At 67.9% G+C, this 26,773-nt stretch carries 19 protein-coding genes and 6 pseudogenes; 14 read left to right on the top strand and 11 right to left on the bottom strand.

The features are described from left to right. A pseudogene (locus tag IEZ19_RS37240) lies at window positions 1–197 on the top strand (IS630 family transposase); the annotation flags it as partial. A 677-nt stretch (window positions 198–874) separates the two neighbouring features. Continuing rightward, window positions 875–1,201 carry a hypothetical protein gene (locus IEZ19_RS54255; protein ID WP_444545200.1) on the top strand — a complete coding sequence of 109 codons (327 nt, stop codon included), beginning with the start codon at window positions 875–877 and terminating at the stop codon, window positions 1,199–1,201. A gap of 643 nt (window positions 1,202–1,844) precedes the next feature. Here the strand turns inward: IEZ19_RS54255 and IEZ19_RS37225 are convergent. Further along, window positions 1,845–2,642, bottom strand: coding sequence for an IclR family transcriptional regulator (locus IEZ19_RS37225; protein WP_189315814.1), 798 nt, complete (start codon window positions 2,640–2,642; stop codon window positions 1,845–1,847). Window positions 2,643–3,043: 401 nt separating this feature from the next. Here IEZ19_RS37225 and IEZ19_RS37220 point away from each other — a divergent pair, with 401 nt between their 5' ends. From IEZ19_RS37220 to IEZ19_RS54250, 3 genes and pseudogenes are all read left to right on the top strand, one after another. Next, complete coding sequence (locus IEZ19_RS37220; RefSeq protein ID WP_189315813.1) at window positions 3,044–4,084, top strand: NAD(P)-dependent alcohol dehydrogenase; 1,041 nt, start codon at window positions 3,044–3,046, stop codon at window positions 4,082–4,084. 122 nt (window positions 4,085–4,206) lie between these two features. Further along, window positions 4,207–4,734 carry a YbhB/YbcL family Raf kinase inhibitor-like protein gene (locus IEZ19_RS37215; protein WP_189315812.1) on the top strand — a complete coding sequence of 176 codons (528 nt, stop codon included), beginning with the start codon at window positions 4,207–4,209 and terminating at the stop codon, window positions 4,732–4,734. Window positions 4,735–5,081: 347 nt separating this feature from the next. Further along, a pseudogene (locus tag IEZ19_RS54250) lies at window positions 5,082–5,183 on the top strand (IS982 family transposase); the annotation flags it as partial. A gap of 149 nt (window positions 5,184–5,332) precedes the next feature. Here the strand turns inward: IEZ19_RS54250 and IEZ19_RS52755 are convergent. From IEZ19_RS52755 to IEZ19_RS53795, 4 genes and pseudogenes are all read right to left on the bottom strand, one after another. Then, window positions 5,333–5,866, bottom strand: coding sequence for a transposase (locus IEZ19_RS52755; RefSeq protein WP_268248721.1), 534 nt, complete (start codon window positions 5,864–5,866; stop codon window positions 5,333–5,335). 37 nt (window positions 5,867–5,903) lie between these two features. Beyond that, window positions 5,904–6,308 (bottom strand): annotated as a pseudogene (locus tag IEZ19_RS52750) (transposase); the annotation flags it as partial. Between the two features lie 91 nt (window positions 6,309–6,399). Then, complete coding sequence (locus tag IEZ19_RS37200) at window positions 6,400–7,485, bottom strand: integrase core domain-containing protein (protein WP_189315809.1); 1,086 nt, start codon at window positions 7,483–7,485, stop codon at window positions 6,400–6,402. A gap of 85 nt (window positions 7,486–7,570) precedes the next feature. Continuing rightward, window positions 7,571–7,735, bottom strand: a pseudogene (locus tag IEZ19_RS53795) (DUF5372 family protein); the annotation flags it as partial. Between the two features lie 62 nt (window positions 7,736–7,797). Here IEZ19_RS53795 and IEZ19_RS37190 point away from each other — a divergent pair. Then, on the top strand, window positions 7,798–8,013 hold the full coding sequence (locus IEZ19_RS37190; RefSeq protein ID WP_268248720.1) for an IS3 family transposase: 216 nt from the start codon (window positions 7,798–7,800) through the stop codon (window positions 8,011–8,013). Between the two features lie 146 nt (window positions 8,014–8,159). Here IEZ19_RS37190 and IEZ19_RS37185 read toward each other — a convergent pair whose 3' ends face one another. Together IEZ19_RS37185 and IEZ19_RS37180 are read right to left on the bottom strand one after the other, a co-directional pair. Next, complete coding sequence (locus IEZ19_RS37185) at window positions 8,160–9,617, bottom strand: hypothetical protein (RefSeq protein ID WP_189315807.1); 1,458 nt, start codon at window positions 9,615–9,617, stop codon at window positions 8,160–8,162. A 382-nt stretch (window positions 9,618–9,999) separates the two neighbouring features. Further along, complete coding sequence (locus IEZ19_RS37180; protein WP_189315806.1) at window positions 10,000–11,595, bottom strand: alpha/beta hydrolase-fold protein; 1,596 nt, start codon at window positions 11,593–11,595, stop codon at window positions 10,000–10,002. Window positions 11,596–13,477: 1,882 nt separating this feature from the next. Between IEZ19_RS37180 and IEZ19_RS37175 the strand changes: the two genes are divergently transcribed. Then, complete coding sequence (locus IEZ19_RS37175; RefSeq protein WP_189315805.1) at window positions 13,478–15,457, top strand: MBL fold metallo-hydrolase; 1,980 nt, start codon at window positions 13,478–13,480, stop codon at window positions 15,455–15,457. Window positions 15,458–15,819: 362 nt separating this feature from the next. Then, window positions 15,820–17,031, top strand: coding sequence for an ROK family transcriptional regulator (locus tag IEZ19_RS37170; RefSeq protein WP_189315804.1), 1,212 nt, complete (start codon window positions 15,820–15,822; stop codon window positions 17,029–17,031). A 599-nt stretch (window positions 17,032–17,630) separates the two neighbouring features. On the opposite strand, the gene IEZ19_RS37165 is transcribed toward IEZ19_RS37170, so the two are convergent. Next, complete coding sequence (locus IEZ19_RS37165; protein ID WP_189315803.1) at window positions 17,631–17,903, bottom strand: MFS transporter; 273 nt, start codon at window positions 17,901–17,903, stop codon at window positions 17,631–17,633. On the opposite strand from IEZ19_RS37165, the gene IEZ19_RS37160 reads away from it, so the two are divergent. Continuing rightward, entirely contained in the window at window positions 17,889–18,116 is a 228-nt protein-coding gene (locus tag IEZ19_RS37160) for a hypothetical protein (protein WP_189315802.1), read from the top strand. The genes IEZ19_RS37165 and IEZ19_RS37160 overlap by 15 nt on opposite strands. Here IEZ19_RS37160 and IEZ19_RS37155 read toward each other — a convergent pair. The 3 genes and pseudogenes from IEZ19_RS37155 to IEZ19_RS37150 form a co-directional block, all read right to left on the bottom strand. Beyond that, window positions 18,098–19,387, bottom strand: coding sequence for a transposase (locus IEZ19_RS37155; protein WP_229841269.1), 1,290 nt, complete (start codon window positions 19,385–19,387; stop codon window positions 18,098–18,100). The genes IEZ19_RS37160 and IEZ19_RS37155 overlap by 19 nt on opposite strands. Before the next feature lie 125 nt (window positions 19,388–19,512). Beyond that, window positions 19,513–19,653, bottom strand: a pseudogene (locus tag IEZ19_RS51480) (transposase domain-containing protein); the annotation flags it as partial. Window positions 19,654–20,109: 456 nt separating this feature from the next. Further along, entirely contained in the window at window positions 20,110–21,513 is a 1,404-nt protein-coding gene (locus tag IEZ19_RS37150) for a DUF2786 domain-containing protein (protein WP_189315801.1), read from the bottom strand. Between the two features lie 230 nt (window positions 21,514–21,743). Here IEZ19_RS37150 and IEZ19_RS51475 point away from each other — a divergent pair, with 230 nt between their 5' ends. From IEZ19_RS51475 to IEZ19_RS37125, 5 genes and pseudogenes are all read left to right on the top strand, one after another. Then, window positions 21,744–22,823, top strand: a complete 1,080-nt coding sequence (locus IEZ19_RS51475) for a hypothetical protein (RefSeq protein ID WP_229841263.1) — start codon at window positions 21,744–21,746, stop codon at window positions 22,821–22,823. A gap of 91 nt (window positions 22,824–22,914) precedes the next feature. Continuing rightward, window positions 22,915–23,769, top strand: a complete 855-nt coding sequence (locus IEZ19_RS37140; RefSeq protein WP_189315800.1) for a hypothetical protein — start codon at window positions 22,915–22,917, stop codon at window positions 23,767–23,769. A gap of 573 nt (window positions 23,770–24,342) precedes the next feature. Continuing rightward, window positions 24,343–24,717: pseudogene (locus IEZ19_RS37135) on the top strand (DUF6879 family protein); the annotation flags it as partial. Window positions 24,718–24,732: 15 nt separating this feature from the next. Continuing rightward, the gene (locus IEZ19_RS37130; protein ID WP_189315799.1) at window positions 24,733–25,584 is read left to right on the top strand and encodes a helix-turn-helix domain-containing protein; all 852 of its coding nucleotides are present in this window, start codon (window positions 24,733–24,735) and stop codon (window positions 25,582–25,584) included. A 342-nt stretch (window positions 25,585–25,926) separates the two neighbouring features. Continuing rightward, window positions 25,927–26,526: an ATP-binding protein gene (locus IEZ19_RS37125; protein WP_189315798.1), complete on the top strand. Its 600-nt coding sequence runs from the start codon at window positions 25,927–25,929 to the stop codon at window positions 26,524–26,526. The last annotated feature ends 247 nt before the right edge of the window (window positions 26,527–26,773 follow it).

Here is a 26,773-nt window from a genome sequence, read left to right as displayed (position 1 = left end):
CTTCGTACTCGCCGGAGCTGAACCCCGACGAGCTGGTCAACGCCGATCTCAAACGCAGTCTGCCCATGCACAGCCGGGCCCGTGACCAGGCCCAACTCGCCGCCGAAACCCGCCGGTTCTTCCACCGCGGCCAACTCCAGCCACACATCGTCCGCGGCTACTTCGGTGGCCCACACGTCCGATACACCCTCGAATAGAACCCTTTGAGTTTCGGATCAATAAGTGGCTGCCACCACAATCGACGCTCAGCGTCAAGAACTCCACCACCGTCCCGCGCCGGTTACAGGGCATCAACACAGGCGGCAAGAACCATCCGATCCGGAAGAACTGTCAAGTGGGATCCGCGAGTTGAATGTGTGATGGGGCGGGGAAGGCGCATGCTTCGCTGGAGCGGACGCGGTGGGTGAGGCAGTGGTAGGGGCAGCCAAGCATACGTAACCGACGCCGGCCCGCCGCTGATTCCTGACCCGGCGGGCCAGAACTGCCGCGCTCTTGCCGGAGGTCCTGATGGCTTCTCGGCGGTCTGGGTGCGGTCCCGCACGGCGTCCTGCCGTGCGCGGGCGAGGACCACGATGGCCCAGGCAAGCTCGGAGCCGGCCGGCTGTCGGCGATGGGCGGTGCATCGGTGCGCAGGATGTCCGCCAGGTCCATGGCGTCGAGGTGGTCTGACTCCTTGCGCGAGATGTCGGCGTACATCTGAACGTCCCCACCCGCGTACGGATGGACGCGGCCAGTTCCTGATGCACTGAGGGATGCTGCTCGGCACTCTGCTGCTTGGTCGGTGTAGGTGGCGGAGGGGCGGTCGACGGTGGTCTTGGATCCGCAGCGCTGGTTGGAACTGCGATGTTTTTGCGGCCTGTTGGAGTCCGGGGCGATGAGTCTGTCGGAGATCGCGAGGGAGACGGGGCTGGACCGCAAGACGGTCCGCAAGTACCTCTCGGCGCCGGGCCCGGCGACCCCGCTGCGCCGGTCGACGAACGGACGATCCCTGGCAAGGAAGATCGACGAGTTCGCGCCGCTGATCGACTCGATGCTGCGGGCCGAGGTCCTGATGAAGGCATCGGTGATCCACGAACGGCTGGCCTGGTTGGCCCAGGTGCGGATGGTCTGGGCGGACGGCTCGAACTCCTTCGCCAGCTCCTCCGGCGACCGGCCGGCTCGAACCAGCTCGACTATCTGGCGACGGAACTTGGGCGGGTAGGCCGGACGCGTCCTTGGCACGATGAACTCCTCCTTGCGGGACCCAGTGTCCCAAAGCGAGAGGTTGTCCATCAAACCGGGGCAACTTTACGGGCGCGCAACGGGCGCGTCAGCGCCAGCCAGTCTTCTTTGAGAGCTGATGCTGAGCCCGGATCGTGGGCGAGCGTCGTGCCAGCGCTAGCATCCGACAGCCGTGCCGGGACGGCAGAAAGAGCGGCGGTTCGACTCTGCATGCAAGGGGTTCAGGCCCTGGGAACCCACGACGCATACAATCAGTCCCTCCAACCGCCAGGCGGGGTCAGAGCCGTCAAGCCACTCTCGATTTCAGGGTTCACGACCTGGGCCAGGACGAGGCTTCTTAGGCTCCAACCGCTGGCCATGAGATCGTGGGACGCAAGCGGAGCATCGTGGTCAGCATGATCGGTCTCCTGCTCGCGGGGCTGGTTTAAGCATGCAGGACTCGACGGCGGCACCCGCCCGCTCAACGTGGTGGACGCCGAGCACCCGACCCTCCGCAAAGCGTGGGTCGCGACGGCGGCAACCGCTAGCACCTCATCGAGCACGTCGCCAGCCTCGGCGTCGACATGGAAAGCGTCGCCCGCACCACCAGGAACGCTTGCGCAGTCGGCTGCGCGTGAAGATATTCAGCGGGGATCGGCTTTCGTCGGCTGCGCGTTACGCAGGAGTGCGCAGCATTGTCGCGACGCCTGGCGGATAGCGTTCTCGAGCTGCGAATGCTTGTGGTGGAAGTGCTTGAGGCTGGTCGAGATGGCGACGGTCGCCCGTAGCCGACCGTCAGCGTCGGTGACCGCGCTGGCCATGCAGGCCGTGCCCGGGGCGACTTCCTCAATTTCGACGGCGACCCCGGTGGAACGGATCAACTCGAGTTGCGGCATGAGGTCGTCGACGGTCTCGATGGTGTGCTCGGTGTAGCGGGTCAGCCCGTTGATTTCGCAGTAGCTGAGAACATCGCCTACTGGAAGGGCCGCGAGCATCATCTTGCCGAAGGCCGTGGCGTGAGCAGCACCAGCCGTGCCGATATCGAGCATGCGGATCGCGGGCGCATCGGGAGATTCGGCAACATAGGCGACGACAGGTTCCAGTCCACGATAGAGTGAATAGTAGGCGGCTGTGCCGGTCCTGGCGTGTACTTGGTCGACGACATCCGCGATGCGTGGCTCGACGTTGAGGCGTTCGCGCAGCAGCTGGTATAGCGGCGGGATCTTGTAGCCGAGCCCGAAGCCGTGCAGGTCGCCGAGATGGACCAGGTAGCCCTCCTGGACCAATGTGTTGAGCAGGCGGTAGGTACTCGACAGGTTGTAGCCGAGTCGCCGTGCGACCACCTTGGCCTGGATACCGTCGTTGGCGGCGGCGACGACTTCGAGTACTCGCAGCGCGCGTTGCACGGAGCTCACGCCGCCGCCGTTGTCGGCATTGGGCACAGGAATACCTCTCTGCGGTGAACGTGTGTCACGAACTGCGACGAGTCCGCAATACACGTCACCCTCAAGTATATCAACAGGATAAGTGGCGGTCGAAGAATCAGACAATACGTTCAACCTCCGCATCGCACACCCGAACTACCGTCGCCCCCGGGGATGGGGGGAGTCTTGCTGGTGCCGCGACAGGTCGCCGGCACCGCGCTGTCGATTGAGACTGCGCCCGGAAAATCGCGTCCGCAATGGCCGTGATTCCACATGAGCATAAAACGGACACCGCAGACTTGCCGAGGGTGTTGGCACGGCGGCATGTTGAGCGCAGCACGGACACCGGACCTGTCCCTGCGTCATCGCTCCTCGAGCATCAATCAAACGGCACAGCGAGGGAAAGAAAGGCCACAAAAATGAAGGCAGTTCGACTGCACCGGTATGGGGTACCGCCCCAGCTCGACGACATCGACAAGCCCACCGTCAGCTCGCCCCTCGACGTGGTCGTCCAGATCGGTGCAGCAGGCCTGTGCCGCACCGATCTACACGTCATCGAAGGTCAGTGGAAGACCATCCAGAACCCAGCCCTGCCCTACACCCTCGGTCACGAGAATGCAGGCTGGATCGCCGACGTAGGCAGCGCAGTCACTGGACTCATGCCGGGCGACCCGGTCATAGTGCACCCACTCGTCACCTGTGGGCTGTGCGCAGCGTGCCGAGCTGGCGACGACTCGCACTGCGCCAACGCCACCTTCCCTGGCCTTAACACCGACGGCGGTATGGCCGACTACCTGCTCACCAATGCGCGTGCCGTGGTGAAGCTTGATCCGAACCTGCGGCCCGCTGATGTTGCCGCACTCGCCGACGCCGGACTGACCGCCTACCACGCCGTCCGTAAGGCGGTGCCGCTGCTGCCACCCGGCAGCCACGCTGTTGTCATTGGCGCTGGGGGGCTCGGCCACATCGGCATCCAGGTATTGGCCGCGCTCACCGCCGCGACGATCACTGTCGTCGACCGGTCCGCCGACGCCCTCGAACTCGCCCGCACCATAGGCGCGCATCACACGATTAACGCCGCCGAGGACGCGGCCGTTGTGGTCGACCGGTTGCGTGACATCACCGGCGGCGGGGCGCACGTCGTGTTCGACTATGTCGGCGAACATGGCACCCCCGGCCAGGGTTTGGCTGCACTGCGCAACCGTGGTAGCTACTTCACCATCGGCTACGGCGGCAATGTCGACCTGCCCACCATCGAGCTCATCTCCCGCGAGATCAACGTCGTCGGCAACCTGGTCGGCAGCTACAACGACCTCGCCGAGTTGATGACCCTGACCGCCCAGGGCAAGGTCACCCTGCACACCAACGCCTACCCGCTGGACGCGGTCAACGACGCCATTCACGACCTGGAATCTGGCAAGCTCGTCGGCCGCGCAATTCTCATTCCCGCCGCCGGTTAGGCGGAATCCTCGTCCCAGCTCCGTCCCCGATTCGTCTTCACTGGACGGACCCGACGGCAACGAGTGCCGACCGGCCACGGGCGCTCGGCACCTACCCATCCAACACCCGCAGGAGAAACAGAATGAGCCGTAACCCGTACGACAGCCTTCCGGCGGTCGCCTCATTTACGCTCCGCAGCGATGACATCGCCGACGGCCAGACGCTGCGCACCTCTCAGCGCAGCGGCATCTTCGGTGCCGGCGGCCAAGACGTCTCGCCGCACCTAGCCTGGTCTGGCTTCCCCGCCCAGACCCGGAGCTTCGCGGTCACCGTCTACGACCCGGACGCCCCCACCGCAAGTGGCTTCTGGCACTGGGCCGTTGCGGACATCCCCGCCAATGTCACCGAACTGCAGACCGGCGCGGGGGACGACACTGCTGCCAAGCTTCCGGAAGGTGCGGTCCAACTCACCAACGACGCCGGGCTGCGGCGCTACCTCGGCGCCGCCCCGCCCGCGGGACATGGCGTGCATCACTACCACGTCGCCGTGCACGCCGTCGACGTCCCCTCGCTCCAACTGCCTGATGGGGCGACTCCGGCCTTCCTCGGGTTCAACCTGTTCACCCATACCCTCGCCAGGGCCGTCCTCGTCCCGGTCTACGAGGCATAACCTGCCTCGTCGCACGACCGGGTAGACAAACAGCCGTCAGGTCCGTTTTCTGTGCGAGCTGCTGGCTGGCCCTGCGGCACGCCGAGCACCGCGCCGTGTGCTTCGGCGCTGCCGCTGGGCTCTGCTCACTATCGCCGGAAGGACGCCGGGGCCACGTCTGGTGGTGGCTGGGTCCTCAGCCGGCGCCGACGTCCCTGCGACCACCAGACGTGGCCTTCGCCGCCGAGCACAGCCACGCTCCTGAACCGCATGAGGTCGATGTTTGGCTGATCGTCGCGCGCTGCGTTGGTCTAGACGAGTCTGTCCAAATGGCTGCGGGCGCGAAGAGAGGGTGCCCATGATCGTTTGTGACGACGAACCTGAACACCCTCGTGACCGCACTGTACGTGAAGATCGATGACGAGTGGGCTGACTTGGCACGGCTGCCTGGAGGGCCGCCGAAGCTCAGCCCGGATCCACCGGCTTGATTTCGGAGTGGTCGTTTCGGGTGGTTCGGGGGCGGTCCGCGGCTGAGGTGTGGATTCGGGCATGGGGTGCCCGCTGGTCTGCCCAGCTTTTCCACATGCTCGGAGATCTCAGGCCCTTGCGGGCGGGGTGGTCAGGGCTTCTCGACGGCGGGTGGTGGCGCGTGTGCGAGGTCGAAGAACTGGGTGAAGTCGTCCCGCCAGGGCCAGCGTTCGGGCAGATGGAGAGTGAGGCGGCGGGCCGAACGTGCCAGCCGAGCAGGCACGTTGATCAGGTGGTCGCGGATTGTGCCGGTGGTCGCCTTGGCGTGGAAGGCGGACGCCAGGGCGCCGGCGGCGCGGGTCAGGTTGTGCGCGAGGGCGGCCAGGGCGAGCCAGGCCGCGTTCGGCTGGAAGTGCCCCGAGGGGGCGTGCGCGAACGGGCCGTTCTTCACATCCGCGATCGCCTGTTCCACGACAGCGTGACGCCTGTGATCACGCTCGGCATCGGCCAGGGAGAGCGGGGAGTTGGTGAACGCGCCGTGATAGCGCCAGGTGTCGAAAAGCGTGCCCTGCCCCTCGGGGATCGCCTCGGGTTTGAGGCGCTTGACGCGGCGCACGATCAGGCGGGCGGTGACCTGCTGTTTCTTCGGCTTGGAGGTGAAGGCGGTGTAGGTGGTCTCGGCTATCTCCGCGTCCGAGATCCAGCACTTCCCCTCTTCGTCCCACCGCCTTGGGATACTTGATCGCTTTCCATGCGGCTTCGTCGATGCCCGCGATCGCGGCCTTGATCGAGGTGTTCATCCGCACCGTGACGGAGAAGCAGGCATCCAGGGCCCGGCAGGCGTTGATGACGTCGGCGCCGTAGAACCCGGAGTCGGCCCGCACGATGAGCAGTCCGGCAGCGCCGCTGGCGCGGGCCGTGCGGATGCTCTCGGTGACGAACGCGGCGGCCCCGCGTGCGGAGTTGGTCGGGCCCTTGCGCAGGCGGGTGGCGGCGATCACGGGGGCGGACAGGGGTGTGGAGACGATCCCGAGCAGCGCGTTGAGGCCCTTGACCTTGCTGTATCCGTAACCCGCCCCCTGCTTGGCGTAGCCGTAGGTGCGGCGGATCGTGTCATCGATGTCCACATAGGCGACCGATTCGGCGCCGGACAGCAGGCCGGTGTGCGCGGCCAGTGCGGGCAGGAACCTGTGGGGCTCGGAAAGTCATCGCTGCGGCTCAAACGGCGTATCTGTACTCGTTGATGACTCCGCCGAGGATGCGGGTGCGTAGGAGCCTTTGCGCGTGGGGGGCGTGCCCGACAGCGGGCTGGTCCTGAGCCTCGGGCGGTCGTTGGTCTCGGGCTCGGTGCGGTCGGTGCCTGTTGTAGTGGTGCTGGTACTCGGCGAGGACCTGTCGGGCGTGGGCCTCGTTCATGATCAGAACGTGGTCGAGTGCCTCCCGGCGGATCGTGCCGATCGCGCGCTCGCAGTGGGCGTTCATCCGCGGCGCCTGCGGCGCACTGAGCAGCACCTCCATCTCCTCCGCTTCGAAGACGGCGTCGAAGGAGCTGGTGTACTTGCTGTCGCGGTCGCGAAGGGCGAAGCGTAGGGACTCGACGCGGGCGCCGAGATCCGCGGCGAGGTTGCGGGCCTGCTGGGTCGCCCACTGTGCGGTGGGGCGGACGGTGACGCCGGTGAGGTGGAGTCTGCGGGTGCCGTGCTCGAGGAACACCAGCGCGTACAGGCGCCTGCCGGTCACGGTGTCCACGTGGAAGAAGTCCGCGGCGATGATTCCCTCCGCCTGTATGGTGAGGAACTCGCGCCAGCTTGGACCGGAGCGACGCGGGGCCGGGCCGATGCCGGCAGCGTGCAGGATCTGCCACACTGTGGATGACGCGATCGGGTGCCCCAGCCGGGCCAGCTCGCCCTGGATCCGGCGATGCCCCCACCGGGGATTGTCACGCGCCAGGCGCAGGACCAGTTTCTTGAGCGCGGCAGCGGTGGGTGGTCTACCGGTGTGTCGGCGTCGGCCGGAGTAGTCCCACTCTCTGGCGATCAGCCTTCGGTGCCAGGCCAGTAGCGTCCCTGGCGTGACCGGGAAGACGCTGCTCCAGCGGCGGCGCGGTATCAGCGACGACAGCGCGGCCAGCCAGAATCGGTCGGCGGGCTCGTAGCGGATCGGATGGGTGAGTTGCCGTCGCAGTACAGCGTTCTCGTGCCGCAGCACCAGCAGTTCGGCATCCTTGGCGGTCTCCCGGCGTAGCAGTACCGCCGGCACGGACAGCAGCGCACGGGTGGTCCGGTACAGCAGCGAGGTGATCACCCGTGCAGCATCCCAGCCACTGCCGAGGTCTCGGCACGCAGGCCCCCACCTGCAGCGATGACTTTGCGAGCCCCACACCCTTGGCCGCCACCACGAACGGATCCACCGGCGCCTCGTCCGTCCACTCCGTGGGAATCCTCGACCGGCCACCCACCTCGTCGAAGTAGTACACCCGGTCCCCACGCCAGCACTGCCGACGCTCAATGAACTCCAACTCCCGCCCGAACAACGGGTGGAACGGATGCGTCACCCGCACCCGACCTCCGCCTCCAGAATCGGGAACACCAGCAGTCGACGGATCACGCGAACGCCCTGATGGAGAGCACGATCGGCCTGTTCAAGACCGAGCTGATCAAGCCCCGACGGCCGTGGAAGACGTTGTCCGACGTCGAGCTCGCCACCGCCGAGTACGTCGACTGGTACAACCACCGCAGACTCCACGGTGAGATAGGCCACGTCCCGCCCGTCGAATACGAGAACAACCACTACCTCGCAACCACGAAACCCCAGGTCACAACCAACATCTGAGATCTCTACCGAACCCGGAACGGTTCACCCGTATCTTGTGCGACTGCGGACAGGTCGCAAACGAGGTTGCGTGAGTGGTCCGCATGGCTGGGGCCGTCCCGCGGGCGGTGACCCCAGCCATGTTGGGTGAGTGAGACGTGTCGCGGTCAGCGGCTATGGGCGTAGGTCTGGATCATGTGCGTCGTGCTGTCGGCGATTCCGTCCTCGGCGCAACCCGGCTTGAGCTTCGAGCCGAGCACCTGGAAAGTCTGGTGGTCCCAGGACTGCTCGTCTGGGATGTAGCCGGAAGCTGCCTTACCCTCCGCGAGGGTGACGACCATGGTGTTCTTCATCGGCGACTGGGCCTTGATGCGCTCACCGATGCGGGTGTAGATCTCCGCTCCGACGTTGGCCAGGGCGACGTCGCCGATACCTAGCATCCCAGTGGGGATGTCGACGTCCGGCCCGTCCGTGTACACGCCGGGCACACCCTCACGGGCGTTGTCGAGTCGAGTTCGTCCTGGACACGTAACAGTGTCGGAGGCGCCCCAGATCGTGGGGTTGCCCTCGTTGGCCTTGGTGTGCGACATGATGCGGATAACTTCCTCCCCCAGGACGATGCCGAGCGACTGGATGTAGTCGAAGAGTTGGTGAACGCTCTTGTCGCTCGGTTTGACCGGCGTGACGACGTTGTCCCTGACCGGTTGCTCGACCTTCTCCCGGGTCATCTCATAGCCGGTGATGGGAACGCCGCTCTCCGAGGCGAGCACGTTGGTGCCGGTGCGCAGCCAGAGTGGGTTCACGTCTCCGGACGCGTTCTGGGCGAAGACCGTGACCATCTTGTCGTTGAACGACTGCTCCACCCAGCGGCTCATCGCGGCCGGGAAGTCGCCGCTCGTGTAGTAACCCAAGTAGCCGTTGACCGGGTGCATCGCGTACGTCACGTACGCGGCGATCGGTGACCCGTCCGGATGCGCAAACGACAGCACTGCGACGGCCTTGTCAGTAGGGCCGTCCGGGTTGGCGGCCTGCGTCCACTTGCCGGTCGTCGGGTCGATCGCATCGCGATTCACGTTGAGGTCAGCGCTTCCGGTGGAGTAGCCCATGAGTGCCGGTTCCATGTCCGACTCGGCTTCCTTCACGGCCTTGAGCGCCGCGTTCGCCAAGTAGCCCGGAGCGTTGCCCCAAGCCGGTCCCGAGACGGCGGGGCCCGGCACGACGGCGCTGTGAGCGTGTGTGCTCGACACGATGATGTTGGACGGCGAGGTCTTGAGCTCGGCAGCGACTGCCTTGATCGTCTCAGTGAAGATCGGAGCGTCGATGTGCACCGTGTCGGCTCCGATCAGCGCGCCCCGGTGTCCGTGGTTCTCGAAGACGATCGCACGCAGGTTGAGCTTCTCGTGGTCGTACTCGTTGAGTGCGGGGTACTTCGGGTCGGTAGGCGTGATGTCGACCCGGGCTGCTCCGACTTGGAGCGTGTCCTTGTCACTCTGGTTGTCCTTCTTCGGTGCAGCTGCGGATTGGCTGCTGACCGCTGCGTTGGCCGTGGTGACCAGTGGCGAGAGCGCGAGTGCGCTGGCCGCGATGGCCGCGATCCAGGCCACTCGGGCATGTCTGTTCTTCATAAGGCGTTGATCCCCTTCCGAGCGGGCCACGCCGACTCGTGTGGCCCATTGATCTGAAATGTCCCTGGGCACGACTGCCCTCCACGCTTCGACCGGCGGAGCCGGCGACCGAAAGCCCGCCGCCTGTGTCAGCGGTCACACTGAGGACTTGACCGACGTTAGGGCGGCATAAAATACGGTCACGAGGATGCAGACGCGTCTGACCGGGGACGGTTCGGTGCCGGTGCTGCTCGGTGACGTGATGGTCAGCAACGGCACCGGCTGGAGTTCCGATGGCGGGCTGGCGACTCCTTGCTCAATTGAGTGTCTGGGGCCCCAGCCGTCCCGGGCTGGGGGCGCAGGCCCAAGGTGCCAGCCCGGGAAGGAGACTGCGGTCATGTCATCACACGGTGACCGTCGTGCTGCTATCGCTGTGCAGCGCGTCGCCGGTGTACTCAACGGTGATGGTGTGGTGGCCGACGAGCTTGATGGTGGCCGTGCCGTGGACGAGCTTGACCGGCTTTCCGTAGCGCGCGCCGTCCACGGTGATCTGGACGGCGCCGGTCGGCTCCGGGCCGGTGCTGAGCGCTGCGACGTGCACGGTCACGGTGTCCTTGCCGCTTGCGACGACCGCCGTCTTGGTGGCTTTGAACGCCTGCTGGGCGACGAAGTCGTGCAGCAGGCTGCGCCAGACGTACCACTCGTGGCCGCCGTTGACGGAGTCGTCAGTGAACGGCACCCCAGCTGTGGTCAGTAGCGACTGCTCGCCGACGGTGTTCGCCCGGATCGGGTCCTGAAGGCCGCCGCCGATCTGGATCCCCAGCGCAGAGCGCAGCGCGGTGACCTGGTCGGCGGTGACGCTGGTGGGTACGCCGCCGCCTGTGCTCATCACGCTGTAGTAGCCGAACTCGGCGGTGTGGTTGAACATCAGCGTGTTGGCGCGGGAACCGCCCGCGGACAGACCTGCGAAGGCGCGATCGGCGGCGTTCGTGGAGACGTTGTAGTGGGACTCGACGTACGGGACGACGTTCTGGATGACGTCCTGAGCGTACCCCTCGTTGCTGTTCGGCAGGCCGTTGAAGTTCGTCATGACGACGACCATGGGCTGCGCCTGCCCAGAGGCGATCAGGTGGTCCAGGATGTTCCCGGCTGCTCCCTGGGTGGACCAGTCAACCTCCTGTCCACCTCCGCCGTGGCTGAGGTAGAGCGTCGGGTACTGCTGCTTCCGTTTCGGGTCGTAGCCGGGCGGCGTGTAGATCGCCAGGGGGTGTGTGCCGACGGGAGAGGTCGAATCGGGGGAGGAGTACGAGACGTCAACCAGGTTGCCCCGCTTCTTGCCGGTCAGGGGGGCCTGCCAACTCAAGTCGGTGGTGCCGAACGTGGGGTCGGAGGGCACGTAGACCTCGCTGTCGGGCTCCACCGATCCCGTGCTGACGCCGTTCACCACGTTCCACGGCAAGTTGGACGGGTCGGCGTGCTCGGTGCAGCCGGTTCCGGTGTCGCTGGCGCAGTCGACGAAGTAGCCATAGGTGAAAGTGCCCGAAGGCAGTGGGATGGTCAGCGACCAGACCCCCGTCGCGTCCTTCTTCATGTCCAGCACCGGCCAGTTGGCGGCGGTGGCGTTGGGATAGGCGATCGGGAAGTCGCCCTTGACCCACTGGTCGGGCAGCAGGCCCTGGGAGGTGGTGGGGCTGGAGTGCGCTGCGTCGGAGAAGGACCACTCGCCCTTGATCTGGACCCGGGTCGCGTCGGGGTCCCTGTAGCTGAAGGTGACGGTGTAGCCGGTCGGCCCGGTTCCGGTGTGCTTGACCACCGGGGCGAGACTGCGGGCCTGCTGCTTCGACGAGCCGGCCCCGGACTTGACCGTCGTGGCGGCGTGTGCGGGCACCGCGGTCAACAGCGTGCCAGCGCTGAGCAAGGAGACCGCGGCCAGGTACGCTCTGCCGCGGCGACGGGGGACGGAGGTGTGGAGCGAACGAAGCCGGTGCTGGTGGTTCATGTCTCACCTCTCGACTGGGAGTCATGCCGCCGACCGGGTCGACCGCCCTGGAGCAGTGGACTTTTCGGCCTTGACCGCTCGAGGACGTACGGGAGCCTCATCGCGCTCTGCCCGGCATGGACCGGGGATCTGAGCCTGATGGCGTCCGGTCCTCTGACACGGACGAGGAATCGACTGGACGGAACCTGTTCCCCTGACGGAACAGGCCGGGGCAGCGGGGCCGACTCGCCCCCTTCACTGCCCATTCAACATATGAAGTCATTAGTCGGCAGCGGCAAGATCTAACGCCCGCGGAAGTCCACATGTCAATAGCCGTGCACTTAGCTGCGGGCGCAGTATCGAAGACTCCCTACAAAACCGCTGGCCTGGGCTGCCACGGGGCTTCTGCAGGCCTCCTGGCGGCCAGCAGGGTGCAGGACGCCAGCCGATGGATGCCGCATACGTCATTTCCCTCACAAATCCGCGTCCCCGAGCCGTGCGCATGCCTTCGAGCACTGTCGTGAAGGCGTCGCACGAGGGGCGGCGTTCACCCCTGCAGCCGTCGATGGTTAAGGGCGCGACTCCGCCGCCTTCCCAACTCGGGTGGCACCCCACTCGGATCTGCGGACGCGGTCGGCGAAATCCGGTCCCGTCGGGTCTCCTTCACAGGCGGCGCAAGGCCCGGATCGCCAGAGGGGCTGGCGTGCAGTCGGACGGTGCCGTGGACCCCACGGGCCTGGACCGAGTCCAGCGAAGAGCCGATGCCACCGACAGAGCTACACCCTTTGGTCCCCGCGCTCGTCAGCGGCGCGTCCAACTCAAGGTCACTGGCGCCACCTTCGGCAGGCCGGCGCGCGGGCGAGTGGCAGGGCCTGCCACCTTCAAGGTGACCTGTGCACACGCTGTCGGCCCAGAGCGTCACTGTCGACTACGGCGGAGTGACGACCTCCAGCACAAGCATCGGCGCAGCGACAACCGGCCGACTTGATCCCGGCAATGCTGCAACACATCGTCCGGCCCGGCGCTCCAGGCGGCGGCCCGGACGAGCACGTCCGCATCAATCAGGCGTCATCTGCCCCCAGGGTCACGCTCGCAGCTGACCTGACCGCAGAGCGAGGTCGTCTGACTACGTGGGGCCACCTGCCCTCACCAGGAGAAACGTAAACGGTGTTGCGTAACTCATTGACTGCCGGATTCAAGATGCATTAGACATTGCCCAGTTCCGGCTCGATTTCGTTCATCTCCTGAAACGGAGCGGATGTTCGCACCAGGCCCCGTGTCACAGCAACGCACAGTTGGAAGGGGTGAGTCTCCCAGCAGATAGCTCGGCGCAACTTGACAGCAAGCAAACTGAGTTCAGAAGGTGGACATCGGGCCTGGCGCGCCCTATCCGGCCGCTGCCACGTTCGGGCGCCGCCCTCATCAGGACGAGGAGAGCACGTGCACCCCATCGCCCGCAGGATCGCCATCGCGGTCACAGGGGCCCCGCCGCCACCACGACTAGGGGTCCGACATCTGCGTCCACCCCTGGCAAGGCCTCGCCAGCCGACACGAAGTTGACCGCGTAGGTCGAGAGCTTCTCGGTGAGCTGATGGGCGGCGGCGAGGGGGTTACCTCACCACCACCGGCGACCCCGACGACCACGGCATCCACCGCGACCTGCCGCGCTGGCCGGCCCTGTGCGACGGCTCCGCCATGGTGATAGAGGTGCGATCAGTTCGGCCCGTTGCCGGCCGCTGACGCTCCCGTCGAATATCCCTACTTCGCTCCCAGACCGCCAACTGGTAGCCATTCGGCTCCTTTTAGCCCTCCACCGATGGAAGTCCACGACTGGTCGGTGTCGGCTCCGGTACGCCCGAGTCCTGCATCCGCCGACCACCTCCCGCAGATTTCGGAGCACCCCATGACCTCGAACCCATCGCTGAACAGCGGCCACTCCGACGGCGCCTGCGACGAGTGCCTGCCCTCGGTGCCAGCGACCCTGTCCCGGCGAAACATACTTGCCGCGGCGTCGGCCTTTGCCGCCGCGTCTGCCCTGGCCGCCACCTCGCTGGCCGTGGGCGCGACACCGGCGTCTGCGGCTTCGGCGATGCCGAAGCTCGAGTGGTACAGCCTGGTGCCCGGCTTCGTCGGCGTTGCGACCGACGAATACGGCAGACCGAAGGGCACCGGCTTCGTCACTGACAACCCGTGGGGCGCCTACACCGCCTATCTCATCACCACCAACGGGCGCGGGCAGCGCACGTGGCGGATCGAGAACATGCTGCAGCTCGCGCCACATCCCGATGGGGGCATCTACTCCCAGGGGTCGACGATGTGGCTCTTCGAGGGCGACGGCCGGGCCCTGCTCGTCGACACCGCGCAGAACACGCCTGAGACCATCGGCACCAACGACCTCAAGACGGTGTGCCGCTACCTGCTCGGGCACGAGAACGACGGCAGCACGCGTCTGGGCGCGGTCGACTTCGACGTCGCGATCACCCATCTCCACGGCGACCACACCGGCAAGGTCTCGCAGATGACCGACCGGACGGTCTACTACCCAGACCTCGACTGGCGGCCCAACGCGACCGCGAACTGGGTTCCGGTGCGCCAGGACGGCGGTGCCACCGCCAACGGCTCGACGGGCAGGACCGTGAACCGGATCGAGCTCGGGAACCGCCGGATCGACGTGGTCGCCATGTATGGTCACACGGCGGGCTCGACGGGGTACCTCGACGCGCAGAACCTGCTGATGGCCACGGGTGACGCGATCGGATCGGCATACGTGTGGGCCCAGTCCGCCTCCGCGACCACTGAGCCGTACGCCGCGATGCTGGACGGGCTGCGCAAGGAGCTCCAGTCGCTCAAGGACCTCACACTGCTGCCGGCGCACTTCTACCAGGTGCGCCAGTTCTCCCGCGCCGATGCGCCGATCAAGGGCCGTGTCCCGGACCTGTCCTACCTCGACGACATGTCGCGGGCGGCACACGGTGCGCTCGACGGCTCGATCCTCGCCGACCCGTACCACGAACTCGGCCGCGAAGAGGTGTGGATCAGCGGCGGCACCGCCAGGATGGTCTACTCGCTCACCAACCTCTACCCCGGCGGTCCGACCGGAGGCCAGGGCGACCCGCACACCTTCCACGGTGTCAACATCCCCTCGCACTACCCGCAGGACCCCTACCTGGACACGCCGTACGCATTCTTGAACAACATCAAGACGGGTCTGGTACTCATACGCGACAGCGCGAACGAGACGTCGTTCCTCATGCGCGGCTCCCAGCGGGCCCTGCTGATCACTTCCGGGCGCAGCAAGCCGGGCGTGGCCGAGTATGCCGCCGGCATCGCCGGGCCCGGGGCGAAGCTCGACGTCCTCATCACCGACGGCGACCCGGCCGGTTTGGCCGGGCTGAGCCAATTCGACGGCTACGACCTGTTCGCTCCCAAGGGCGTGTCGGTCCCAAGTCGCCGCGGCAGCATCACCTACCTAGTGGACGGCGACACGATCGACCTCGGCAAGGATTCCGGAGGGCGCCGGGTGAAGCTCCAGGTCGACGTGCTGCCCGGGCGTCGCCCGGAAGCCATCACGGTACTCGACCCGGTCTCCCGGGCACTGTTCACCGGGGAGAGCCTGGGCACGCAGGGCACCGACGGCCTCACGCTGGGCACCACGGTGGCCGCCTTCACCAAGGCACTCGCGACGTGGCGCACCTGCACCGACGGTCACTACGACACCATCTACACAGCGCACAACTACCAGTGGGTCACCAGGCCGGCGTACGTCGACTCCCTCCAGGCAGCGGCCGACGCAGACCCCGTCGCCACCTCCCCCGTGCCCGGCTACAAGGCCCGCACGTCCGGAACCGGCGAGCTGCTCGCCTGGCTGTTCACGACCGCGTGACCCCGCGATCTACGCAGGACCGACGCAGCACCCTGTTGCCAGGGTGGGCACACGACCAGAAGGTCCCGCGTCCACCCGGCACCATCCACGCTGATCCGCCCGCGCGAACAACATAGGTGACGGCACCTTCGCCGCCGTCTGCAGCAGCGACCGCTACTACAACCCCAGCACCGGTCCCGGCACCGCCTCCTGACGGAGCCGCCGAATCGTCCGGGCTGGCAACGGCGACCCAGGTCAGGAGCTTCCGGGGGAGGGGACCTTGCCGGAAGCGGGTACCGGAGCCAGCCCGGACCGCACTTGGCATGCGCGTACCGCCTCCCGCGACCGTTCCCGCGCTACGCCGGGCACGTAGGCTTTCCGTCGTGGACGCACCTGCCCCAGCCCTCACCACCGCTGCCGACCGGATCTCGACCGCGGACATCAGGGAGGCGAACGTCGCCGCCCTGTGCACCCTGCTGCGTGAGAACGGCGGCATGACCCGCGCCGACCTGTGCCGAGCCAGCGGACTCACCCGGCCCACCATCATGGCGGTGGTGCAACGGCTGCTGGCGGAGGGCTGGGTGACTGAGCCCGGGGAGGCGCGCACTCCCGCCGGCGGCGGACGACCCGGATCGGTGCTCCACTTCCGGGCCGACGCCCGCGTGGTGGCGGCGATCAGGCCCCGCGCCGGGCAACTGGAGGCTGTCCTCGCCGACCTCACCGGCACCGTGGTGGCCCGCAGCATCGAGCCGTCCTGGAGCGAGGAGAAACCCTGGACCGTGCTGATGGAACGGATCGCCCACCAGATCACGGAACTGCGGGAAGCCAACCCACATCTGGGCCCGCTGGGCTCGGTCGCGATGAGCCTGCCCGGATCGATCGACCGGGCGCACGGACTGTGGACGCTCGTCCGCCACAGCGAGTGGCAGGATCTCCCTGTCGGCGAGGCCCTGTCGGACCTCATGGGCGTCCCAGTCGGCGTGGTCAACATCGTCGCCGCGGCCCTGATCGGCGGCCTGGCCCGGGAACCGGGGCAGGTGGGCTCCGCCTCCCTGGTCTATGTCGGCATGGGGGTGGGCGGTGCCTCCACGGTCCAGGGCCGGCTCATCGAAGGAGCGACCGGGAGCGCCGGCGAGCTGGGGCACTGCGTGCTGCCCGGCCTGGACTCGCTGTGCCGGTGTGGGCGGCGCGGCTGCGTCGAGGCGGTCACCTCGGCCCGCTATCTTCGCGAGGAGTACGGCCGGCTCACCGGCGGCCCCGTCACCGCGACGCTCGCCGAGATCGAGCGAACGACGGACCAAGGCGTGCCCGAGATGATCGACCAGGCCGCGGAGCGGCTCGCCCTGGCCGTGTCGTGGATGGTCAACGTGATCAACCCCTCCGTCGTCTACTTCGGCGGCAATAGCTTCACCGACGGCAGCACACTCTTCGTCGACCGCTTCGAACAGGCGCTGCGCGCCCGCGCCTACCGGCCGAACGCGGAAAGTCTCACAGTGCGCTCCGTCGCATCGGATGTCACCGTTGCTGGTGGCGTCCACGTCGCCTCCGAACTACTGCCGCCCTTCCTGCGCCCAGCGCTGCGCCTGGTGCGCTGATGAGTTGACTATGTGACGTCACCAGCGCATGTCGAGGGTGTCCAGGTCGGCGCGGCGCTGCTGGGCGAGTCTGGCGGCACGTCGCCGTACATTGAAGATCCACCATTTGGCGTGACGAACTCCTGGCCCTGCTCGCCGCCCAGGCGCCCCGCCTGGACCGCGCCCTGCGGAAAGTCGCCCGGCGCGGCGGCGAAGTCGTCCTGATCGACGGCACCCTGATCCCCACCGTCCGCCGCACCGGACGCAGCAACCGACGCAACTACTCCGGGAAACACAAACGCCACTGCCTGCACTTCCTCGCTCTGACCGACGAGAAAGGGCCGCCTGCTGTGGATCTCGGCCGCCTGTCGAGGTTCAGGGTCACGTGTCCCCCCGAGCGGCCGGCCCCCCGTCTTGCGCCGCTTACGCCACGCCCGGTCACGCTCAATCGCCCATGCGGCCCCCCGGCTACAGGCCCCGGCGCAGCACGACGGACCCGAAACGGTCTGCGTCGTCCACCCGCGAGAAGAGAACGATGTCTCCGCCGTCCAGGGCGCCTCTGCGCGGGTTTCGAGCCGCTAGGTTCGACTCGCTCCGCACACGCAACTACCGGCTCTTCTTCATCGGGGCTCGGGAGTACGGACGACGTAGGCGAAGCCTTCCCGGATCTGGCCCTTGCGGGGCGTCTCACGCCGGTGCTGGCTGATCTCGTTCCCGCGCATCATCAGCAGCATCGCGACCACGACGAAGAACGAGAGCCCGTTGAGCCCGAAGCAGAGCGCGAGACCCAGCACGGTGGCGACGAGACCGCCGAAGGCCGCGCCGACGATGCGGGCGACGTTGATCGTCACCGAGTTGAGGCTGACGGCGTTCACCAGGTGCTCGCGCGGCACGAGATCGGGGATGAGCGCTTCTCGGCCCTCGGCTGGGGGTCGGTGATCCTGATCGCCGCGCTGGCACCAGGACTGCCGCTCGAGTACGTCACCCTGGCCTTCGTTGGCTACGGGGCGATCACCTTCAACTCGCTGGCCAAGACCCAAGGCTGGGAAGTTAAGAATCTTGTGGTCGGTGTCGAGGCCGGTCGTGGTCAGCAGGCGAGGGCGTAGGTGGCGGGTCCGGTCTTGTGGATCAGGCCGCGGTGGGCCCATTGGGACATCTGGACGCGGAAGCTGTTGAGGTTGGTGACGCCGAGGAGGCGGGCGACGTCGCGGGCGTGCCAGGGCTCGCCGGGGCGGCTGGCGAGCACGGCGAGAACGAGCGTGATGCGGCCGCCTGGGTCTGCCGATTCGTGTTCTTCGGAGGTCGTGTCGGTAGGTGAACTCTCCGTGATTTCATGTCCGTTGTCCTCTTCGGCCGGTGGCGGGAGGGTGCTGGGCGGTGTGGGCGGGGCGCTGGTGCGGTCGTGGATGGTGATCTCGATGGCGGTCACCGGGGTGGAGGCCTGGGGCCGGGCCTGGCCCTTGAAGGCGTGGTAGCGCGAGATCGGGGACTTGACCTTGCGGGCACTGATGCGCGGGCGGCGGGCGGGCAGCAGGTTCTCCAGGACCGCAGCGCCGATTGTGACGACCAGCTGCGGGTGCTCGGGGGCGATCCCGGCGGCGAGGACGACCTGGTTGCGGGCGGTCTGCAGGGCGGTGGTGAAGCCGGCGCGGTCGGGGTCGGTGCCCGGGCGGGACTCGACGGCGTCGACCATGGCGGTGCGAAGCGCCTGGTAGAGGGCGAGGGCGGCCCACAGTTCCTGTTCGATGCCGAACCGGTCGCCCGAGCGCAGGACCCGGCCCGCCATGAGGGTGGAGCGCAGGGCGAAGAACGCCGATTCGATCTCCCACCTTTCGGCATAGAGCCTGGTCAGACGTTCGGCGGGGTCAGTTGCGGGGTCCAGCAGGGTGGTGGCCAGGCGGTAGCGCCCGCCGACGTGGGTTCCGTCCGCGAGGACGCAGACGATGTCGGCCTCGATGACGCGCACCGTCAGCTCCCCGAAGCGGGACAGGTACGAGCCGTCGGACAGGACACGGAGCACAGGCGGGCGGCGGGTGGACTTGCAGCGGGCCAGGAACTGGGCGCCGGTGGCGGCGACCTGGGCAAGGAAGGTGTTGCTGTCGAAGGCCCGGTCGGTCAGCAGAAGGTGTTCGCGGTTCAGCAGCGGCAGCAGGCGCTTGGCGTAGCCGGTCTCGCCGACGCTGCTGGGGCCGAGGCAGGCGCCGAGCAGGCCGCGGGTGCCGGTTTCGACCAGTGCCATCAGTTGGACGGTGGGGTAGCCGGCCCAGGCGAGCCGGTGGCGGATCTTGCCGAGCCAGCCCCGGGCGCGTTCGCTGTCCGGGGTTTTGACCGAGGAGCAGCCGTCGAAGGCGACGGTGTGGAAGTGCCGGTAGCGCACGCCGGGTGTGGTGGGCTGGGCCAGCGGTCCGGCCAGGGTCTAGAACAGGAGCTTGAGCGGGGCGGGGTGAGGCGGCGGCGCAGGTGCCGAAGCGCGGTGGTCGACACCTGCGGGAGCGACAGGTCGCCGAGGGCGGCGGTGAGTTGGTGCCAGACGCCCTGGTAGCTACGGTCGGGGAACAGGGCGAGGGCGAGCAGGCAGTACACGCCGACGCGTGAGGGCAGAGCGCGCAGCCGCTGCTGGGTGCGGCCGGTCTCCTCCAGCACGGCGTCGACCAGCTCGAAGGGGACGACTTGCGTCAACTCACCCAGATGGCCCGGGGCGTAAACCCCGGCGGCGACCGTGCTGGTACGGGTGAGGGTGATGGTGATGGTGGCACACTGGCCGGGCAACGGGACCTCTGCTCTGGATCTCGGACTGTCTTGTGAGGACGTCCCAAGATCTACCAGCGGTCCCGTTCCGCATGTACTCCCAGGTCAGCGCGTATCCACCCTCGCCTGGACAGCGCCCCAGCCAGCCTTAACTTCCCGACCTTGGGTCTTGGGCGAGCAACGCTGAATGCGCTTGGTCGCGGGCTGGCCCGAATATTCTGGACCGCACACGGCGCACATTGCCGGCGTCACCCGCAATGTCACCGCCCCGTGGGCTATCCAGCAGGCCCGCGAACCCCGTCAGGTGATCATCGTGGACACGGCGTGCTGGTCGAGGCCATCAACGCCGCGTCAGCGCAGCGCGTCGGCCTGCCCGTGCAGCTCTGCTCGGTCGGCTGCGGCGGTGCCGTGGGCCCAGCCCTCGCGGTCGCGTGCGTGCACCGAACTGTGCTGGTACGACAGTTCGCCGAACAGCTCGTCGACCCGATCGTCCACCGCCTCGGCCCGGGAGGCCAGCACGGGCAGCAGCGCGGCCCCGCGGCCCCCATCGCTCGCCGCCTCGGTGGCCTGCTCGGTGACCCGCCCCAGCCGCTGGTCAATCCGGGTCGCGTAGGCCACCAAGAACGACTGCCGGAAGGAGCGGGTGCGCGAGGCCCCGTCGCCGTATGTGCGCGCCCCGGCCGCCTGCAGCGCCGACTGCGCCTGCACCAGCAGCGAGGTGTACAGCAACTCCACCGCCTCCACATCGGATGCGAAGCCGACCACGGTGGAAAAGCCCAGATGCCTCGACCACACCGTGCGGCACCGGTTGGCCTCCGCCACCGCCTGCAGCAAGATCGCCTTCGGCTCTTCGTACGGGCTGTCCACCGCGACCCGCACCCCGCCGGGCACCTGCCGATCTCCCCGCTCGGCGGCCAGCAGCGCCGCGTCGATGCTGTGCTGGGCCATCAACTGCTGCGCCTTGGCCGTGAGCGCCTCCGCCTCCTCGGGGAACCGGGTCGACTCGGCCTTCGCCAACAGCGCCCGGATCTTGGCGAGCAGCGGCACCTCCGCCCCGCCGCCGCTCGCAACCGCAGCGCCGCCGGCCTCACACGGCGCGGGCATCAACTGCGGCACCTCAGGCAGCCCGCTCAGCAGCTCCAACAGCTCCACGACCGCCCGCCCCAGCACCCTCGCCTCGCACTTCTCACGCGCCGCCGCGCCCTGCAGATAGGCGTCGTCCTCGCCCCACCACACCTCGGCCGACACATCGGCCAACTGCCCCGCCCAGCGCCCAAACAGCCCCGCGACCGGGTACGCGCGGTGCTCAGCAGCGATGAGATCAGCGGCAATCCGCGCATGCCGCGCCTTGAGCTCCCGGCGCGCAGCGCGCACCACATCGGCGGGCTGCCAGCCGCGATGCCACAGCCCGTGCAGCACCTCGCCGCTCGACTGCAGCACCGCACGGCTCATGCCCGCCTTGGTGAACAGCGCGGCTGCCCGCTCAAGCGCTGCCTCACGGCGCGCGGTCTCCCTCGCTGGCACCGCACATAGCCGCACCATCGCCTCATCCAGCAGGTCCGAGACCGTCCGCGGGCCGCGTTGCGGCGGCACAGATCCCCCGCCGCCCGGGCACAGCGGATCGCCGCACTCACACGTGCCGAACCCGAAGGCCGCCCCCGCCCCGTAGGGCCGCTCCCGCGGCGTCCCACGCCGCTGCTGCGCGTCCCGCTGCTTCTTCTTGGCGCGCCGCCGCTCCTGGTTACGCTTGCCCACCGCCTGCACCTCGTACCGTCCGTCGTGTCAACGCTTCGCGCACCGAGCGTAGTGGGCAGCGCCGACCGCCCGCCCGGCCGTCGGCGGGATACCTCCCCCATGCCCGCATGGCTACCGTGCCCACATGGCAGCGGTGGTCAACGAGAACACCGTGCACGCGTGCGCCGACGACGCCGAAACCGGCAAGGGGTTGGACGGCGACCGCGCGCCGGACGGTATCCTCCGGCTCCATGGCAGTGAAGCGCATGAACCGCGAAGAGTTCTTCGCCCAGCTGGCCGGCCTCGACGAGGAGCGGTTGCGGAAGGCGCTGTGGAACCTGTACTGGCGCGGTGCCGCGCCCGTGCGGGAGCGGATCGAGGCGGAGATCGCGCCCGTGGCGAGCGTCCCCAGGGCCCGCACGAAGGCCCAACCCGCCAACCCGCAGCAGGTGTTGGCGGAGGTGCGGGAGTTCGTGGGCCTGGCCCGCGCAGGTGCCTATCTCGGCGGAGGGCGCGAGGTGAGCCCCAAGGCGCGGTCGGGCTGGCGGTTCACCTTCCGCCGTCACGCCCAGGCGGCCCGCGAGGCGCTCGCGGCCGAGGATCCGCGTCCGGGTGAAGAGGCGGTCGCGGCCATCGTCGACCTGGCCTGCTACTGCAAGGCCTACCAGTGCTTCCGCTCCGACGATCCGATGGAGGCCGCGAAGTTCATCGCCTCCGATGCTGTTGCCGCGCTGTGGACCACGATGCTGCAGGGTCACGGCCCGGTGGCGTTCGCGGAGCGTGCCATGCCGCAACTGGTCCGCTGGGAATCCCGCCACGGCTGGACGCTCCGAGGCTTCGGCTCGGTGCCGGAACACGAGACGCCGCTCGCCGCCGTCCTCGAACGCCTGCTTCCGGCCCCCGACGCGTGGGTGGCGTGCGCGGAGCAGTACGTGGACGCTCTCGACCGTGTCGCCGAGACGCAGGGAGCGGCGGATCGTCGCGGCCTGGGCTACTCGGCCGCCGGGTACGAGCGAAAGCGTCGGGCCGACGACCTGCTGGACTGGCACGACATGCTGCTGGAGCGGCTGCCGGACTACGACGCCGGTCACCTGCTCGACAAGATCGCCGTCCATCCGGCACTGGACGGCGGCCATCTGCTGCTGTTCCGCGCGCGGCTCGCCCTCGCACGCGGTGACCTCGGGCAGGCGCGTGCGCTGACAACGAAGGGGCTCAACGACCTACCGGGCCTCGACGCGCTCCACGACCTGGCGGACAAGATCGGCGCGGACGTGCCGATGCGCGCACAGGGGGTCCGCGAACGCCGCCGGATCACCGCATCCCCCTCCTGAGGTGCGAGATCGAGACCGCGCAGCGCGTTTCCGCCCTGTTGTGAATGACCCCGGCTGGAGCCGGGTCCCGGCCGTGGGGTTGAATGACCGGATGGCAGCACAGGTGACCGCGCAGACCGTGCGGCAGACAGCGGGTGCGGCAGCCTTCCGCACCGGGGAGGAACTCCACCGCCAAGGGGCAGTGGAGGAGTGCGACGCGGCGGACGGCGGGGCCGCCGGGGTCGTCGCCGGCCGGGAGGCGCCGCACGCGGTCTGGGTCGGAGTGGCCGACCGCCAACTGGTCAGCGCATGCGACTGTGGATCCCGCGACGCCTTGTGCGAACACGCCGTGGCACTGGCCCTCGCCGCCGTGAACGGCGGCATCGGCTGGTATCCCGCGCCGCAGCGGGACGCGAACCGGGCCGACGCCGCGGCAGCCTTCCGTGCACTGTCCGCTGCCGAACGGGGCAGCGTGCTCGACGCGTTGCTCGCCGCACGGCCGGAACTCCTGCCCGAGGCCCAGCGCCTGGCGCTCACGCTCCTCACCCCGGCAGGGACACCCGGGAACTCTCCCGCCGCCACGCACCGGGTGCTGTCCGCTCTGCGCGAGGACACCGCCGCGGACGTCCGCTCGGCCCTGCTCGCCCTTGACATCGACGACCTGCACACCGGATACCGGCCCGGCTTCGGCTACGTCGAACCGCACGACGCGGCCGGGCGACTCGTCGAAGACGCCCTGCGCCCGTATCAGGACGACGTCACCCGCCGACTCGGCCTCGGCCTGACCGACGCCGCCCGGGCCATCGCCCTGGGAGTCCTCGACGGCCTGCACTCCTGCGAAGGCTCCTACGACGGCGACCAAGTCCTGTGCTACGCCGGAGAGGACCTCGCCGCGACCTACGGCTGGGGGCTGCGCGAGCAGTTCCGCAAGGCCGGAGCCCCACTGCCCGACACCCGACCCGAGTGACATCCGCCCACCTGCATTCCGAAAGCCCGTGCCTCCCGGCCCCAGCCTTGCAAGGCGAGCCCACAAAGGGCAAGGCGACCGCCAGGCTGAAGGTCGGCGAGGGCCTCGTCGACTCGGTCGACCACTGCGAGATCGAGCCGTACGCCACCCCAATGTCCGGCTGACGCAACACGGTACCGGGGGCACGACCACTAACTTCTTGAGTGACTACTGTCCCCATCTGAGGAAGCGGTACCTCTCGCCGTTGCGGGTCTACTCCAGCTCGACGTTCCAGTTGGTGGCACACCGCCGCTTCCACGCCGCGCTCTATACGGCGTCCCACAACGACGCCGCCCCTCCCGGAGCCCGCGGACGTGCCATGTCTCTGTGCCTGGTCGGCACCAGGCCCGGCCAAGTGGATCAGGGCCGCCCGGCGTTCGGGCCGGAAGTATTCGGCTCCGGGGCACGGGGCGTACTCCAGCTTGTCCTCCGCGGCCGTGGTGCTCGTCGGCTTGCCATTCACTGGTGACCGCGGTGCGGAAGCCGTCCATGGAGATGCCGATGGGATCGGGCTTGCCCGGCTGCCACTCTTTGTGGCCGATGACCGAGCGTTCCGTCCAGTCATGGGCCCGGCGCATCGAGGATGCCCTCATCGTCGACAGCCCGCCCACGGCCGGCCAGCGCTACCTCATGGTCAACGCGGAGAGGAACATCGAGCTGGGCGAGGACATCCGCAACCTGTGGCGGGCCGACGCCGAGGAGCTGCAACTCGGAGACGTTGACTTCTGGATCTTCGATTCGCGGCTCGTCGCCCAGCTCAACTTCGACGCCGACGACAACCTGGTCGACGTCGAACTGATCACAGAGCCGGCCGAGGTGGTCCGGTACTCCATGCTGCGTGACGCCGCGATGCATCACGCTATCCACTGCGAGCGCTTCGCGGCCCTGCTGCCCGCGAAGGAGGAATAGGCAGGCGGGGTACCAGTGAGCACGGACTACCAGAAGGCGCGTGAGGCTCTAGGCGTACGCCTTCGGGAGCTTCGGCTCTCAGCACCTGGGGGCCGTCTCACCGGTACTCAGCTCGCCGAACAGCACGGCTGGCCGAAGTCGAAGGTCAGCAAGCTGGAGAACGGTAGGCAGACGGCGACACCCGAAGACCTCAAGCTGTGGACCGAAGCAACTGGGCAGCCGGAGGTCTACGACGAACTCCTCGCCCGGCTGCGCGGCTTTGAATCGCACATCCGGTCATGGCGCCGACAACTCGCGGCAGGGCACCAGCCCGTGCAGGAGACGATCACATCCGAGTACCAGCGGTCCTCCATAGTCCACGGCTTCGAGAGTGTCACGGTCCCCGGCATCCTCCAGACCGCCGACTATGCGCGGTCGATCTTCATGCGCTACGCCGAACTCCAGCACTCGAAGCGCGATACCGAAGAGGCCGTGCGTGTCCGTATGCGTCGGCAGGAACTGCTCTACGACTCGCACAGGCGGTTCCGGATCTTGATCGGTCAGGCAGCGCTGCACTCCCTGATCTGCCCGCCCTCCGTGCTGCGTGGGCAGCTCGACAGGCTTTCCGGAATTCTGGGTATGGACACCGTGCATCTGGGGGTCATCCCTTTCGGTGCATCGTTGAAGCTCCCGCCCACTGGGGGGTTCTGGGTCCATGATGAGCGACTAGTGACGGTAGAGACCTGGCACGCAGAGCTGTGGGTCGACGACTCCGACAGCATCGCCACCTACTTGCGCGTCTGGAAGACCTTGCAGGAGTCCGCGGTCTACGGCGCTGACGCCCAGAACGTGATCAACGCGGCGCTACGGGCGCTGAACTCGCGCTGAGCCGCACTCCCCGTAAGACGCCCAGCCCTTGTCGAAGCGCCCCGCCAACCGGCCGCTCGGCTCTTGGGGTACTCAGCGCCACCTACTCGAAACTCCCTGAAAGTACTCGTTAGACCAGTATTCCGCTCTTCGCGGACCCACGGTGTCGTGGTCGCGTTCCATCCGTGTTCGCCGGGAGGTCCCTGACGTGGCGCCGATTCTCTTTACCGCTGTGCTGCTGTTGCCGTCCGTGACGGCGGCCAGCCCGTTCGCCCTTCTCGAAGCGTGCGATTCCGTACGGCCGGGCCGTGGTCGCCACCGGTGCGTCGTACGGGGGCGTCACGCGGCTCGGGGAGGGCGACGATGACCCCACGCTATCCACTGGGTGCCACCCCGTATGTCGTGTGGCGCTGGACCAGCACCACCTGTAATGCCCCGGCGCAGGCCCGTGTCGCCTTGCGCTGTGCCCTTGACGAGCTCGGCTACGACGGTGAGGTTATTAGCGATGTGGTCCTGGCGGTCTCCGAGTTCGTGGCCAACGCCACCGAGCACGCGGTCGGGCCGTACGAGCTGCGGCTTCGCCGCACCGGCACCGAGGTCATCTGCGAGGTGGAGGACCATGACCCACGAATCCCGGCGGTCCCCCCATTCCCGGCGACGGCACCGTACGCGCCTGTCGAGGAGCACCGCGGGGGCGGTTTGAAGGCGCTGTGTGCCTTGCTGTCCGAACGCGGGCGCGGCCTGCGCATCGTCCATGAACTGACCAAGGGCGTATGGGGTTCCAGAGTCAGAAGAGTACGAAGACGGCCTGGCTGGTGCTACCGGGCGTTGGCGTGCGGGCTGATTGCAGGGTGTCTACAGACGATTGAGATGTCGAGTGCATTCTCGCTCGGCAGCCCATCTGCCTCTGTTCCATGCAGCGTTGTCGCTCAGTCGAGTGACAACGCTGCGCTTCGTCGGTAGCCCAAAGTGAAGAGGCTGGAATTGATCGCTCCGATTGCATGGGGGAGGCGACGGGCCCGCCGACACCACCGCCGTCCTTCGCAACGGCCTCGAGGGCCTCCTGTTCGCGTACTGCCCAGACAAGGCCGTCGCGGCTGATCCAGTGCACTCCGGCGCCGTCCAGTGCGACGGCGTAGTCCCTGGTCACACCGTCCTGGAAGTGAGTCACACCGGTGTCGGTGCGGTGGGTGGAAGTGCGGAAGGGCTC

Origin of the sequence: Streptomyces brasiliensis (assembly GCF_014647875.1) — a bacterium.
Lineage (GTDB): Bacteria > Actinomycetota > Actinomycetes > Streptomycetales > Streptomycetaceae > Streptomyces > Streptomyces brasiliensis.
The sequence above is the reverse complement of the archived record's forward strand: the minus strand, read 5'-3'. Positions and strand labels throughout refer to the sequence as shown.

Bases quoted from the DNA above. Each gene is read 5' to 3' on its own strand.
- IEZ19_RS37185 (WP_189315807.1), bottom strand. From the start codon at position 9,617: ATGAAGAACAGACATGCCCGAGTGGCCTGGATCGCGGCCATCGCGGCC.
- IEZ19_RS51475 (WP_229841263.1), top strand. From the start codon at position 21,744: ATGGCAGTGAAGCGCATGAACCGCGAAGAGTTCTTCGCCCAGCTGGCC.
- IEZ19_RS37180 (WP_189315806.1), bottom strand. From the start codon at position 11,595: ATGAACCACCAGCACCGGCTTCGTTCGCTCCACACCTCCGTCCCCCGT.
- IEZ19_RS37175 (WP_189315805.1), top strand. From the start codon at position 13,478: ATGACCTCGAACCCATCGCTGAACAGCGGCCACTCCGACGGCGCCTGC.
- IEZ19_RS37215 (WP_189315812.1), top strand. From the start codon at position 4,207: ATGAGCCGTAACCCGTACGACAGCCTTCCGGCGGTCGCCTCATTTACG.
- IEZ19_RS54255 (WP_444545200.1), top strand. From the start codon at position 875: ATGAGTCTGTCGGAGATCGCGAGGGAGACGGGGCTGGACCGCAAGACG.
- IEZ19_RS37125 (WP_189315798.1), top strand. From the start codon at position 25,927: ATGACCCCACGCTATCCACTGGGTGCCACCCCGTATGTCGTGTGGCGC.
- IEZ19_RS37140 (WP_189315800.1), top strand. From the start codon at position 22,915: ATGGCAGCACAGGTGACCGCGCAGACCGTGCGGCAGACAGCGGGTGCG.
- IEZ19_RS37220 (WP_189315813.1), top strand. From the start codon at position 3,044: ATGAAGGCAGTTCGACTGCACCGGTATGGGGTACCGCCCCAGCTCGAC.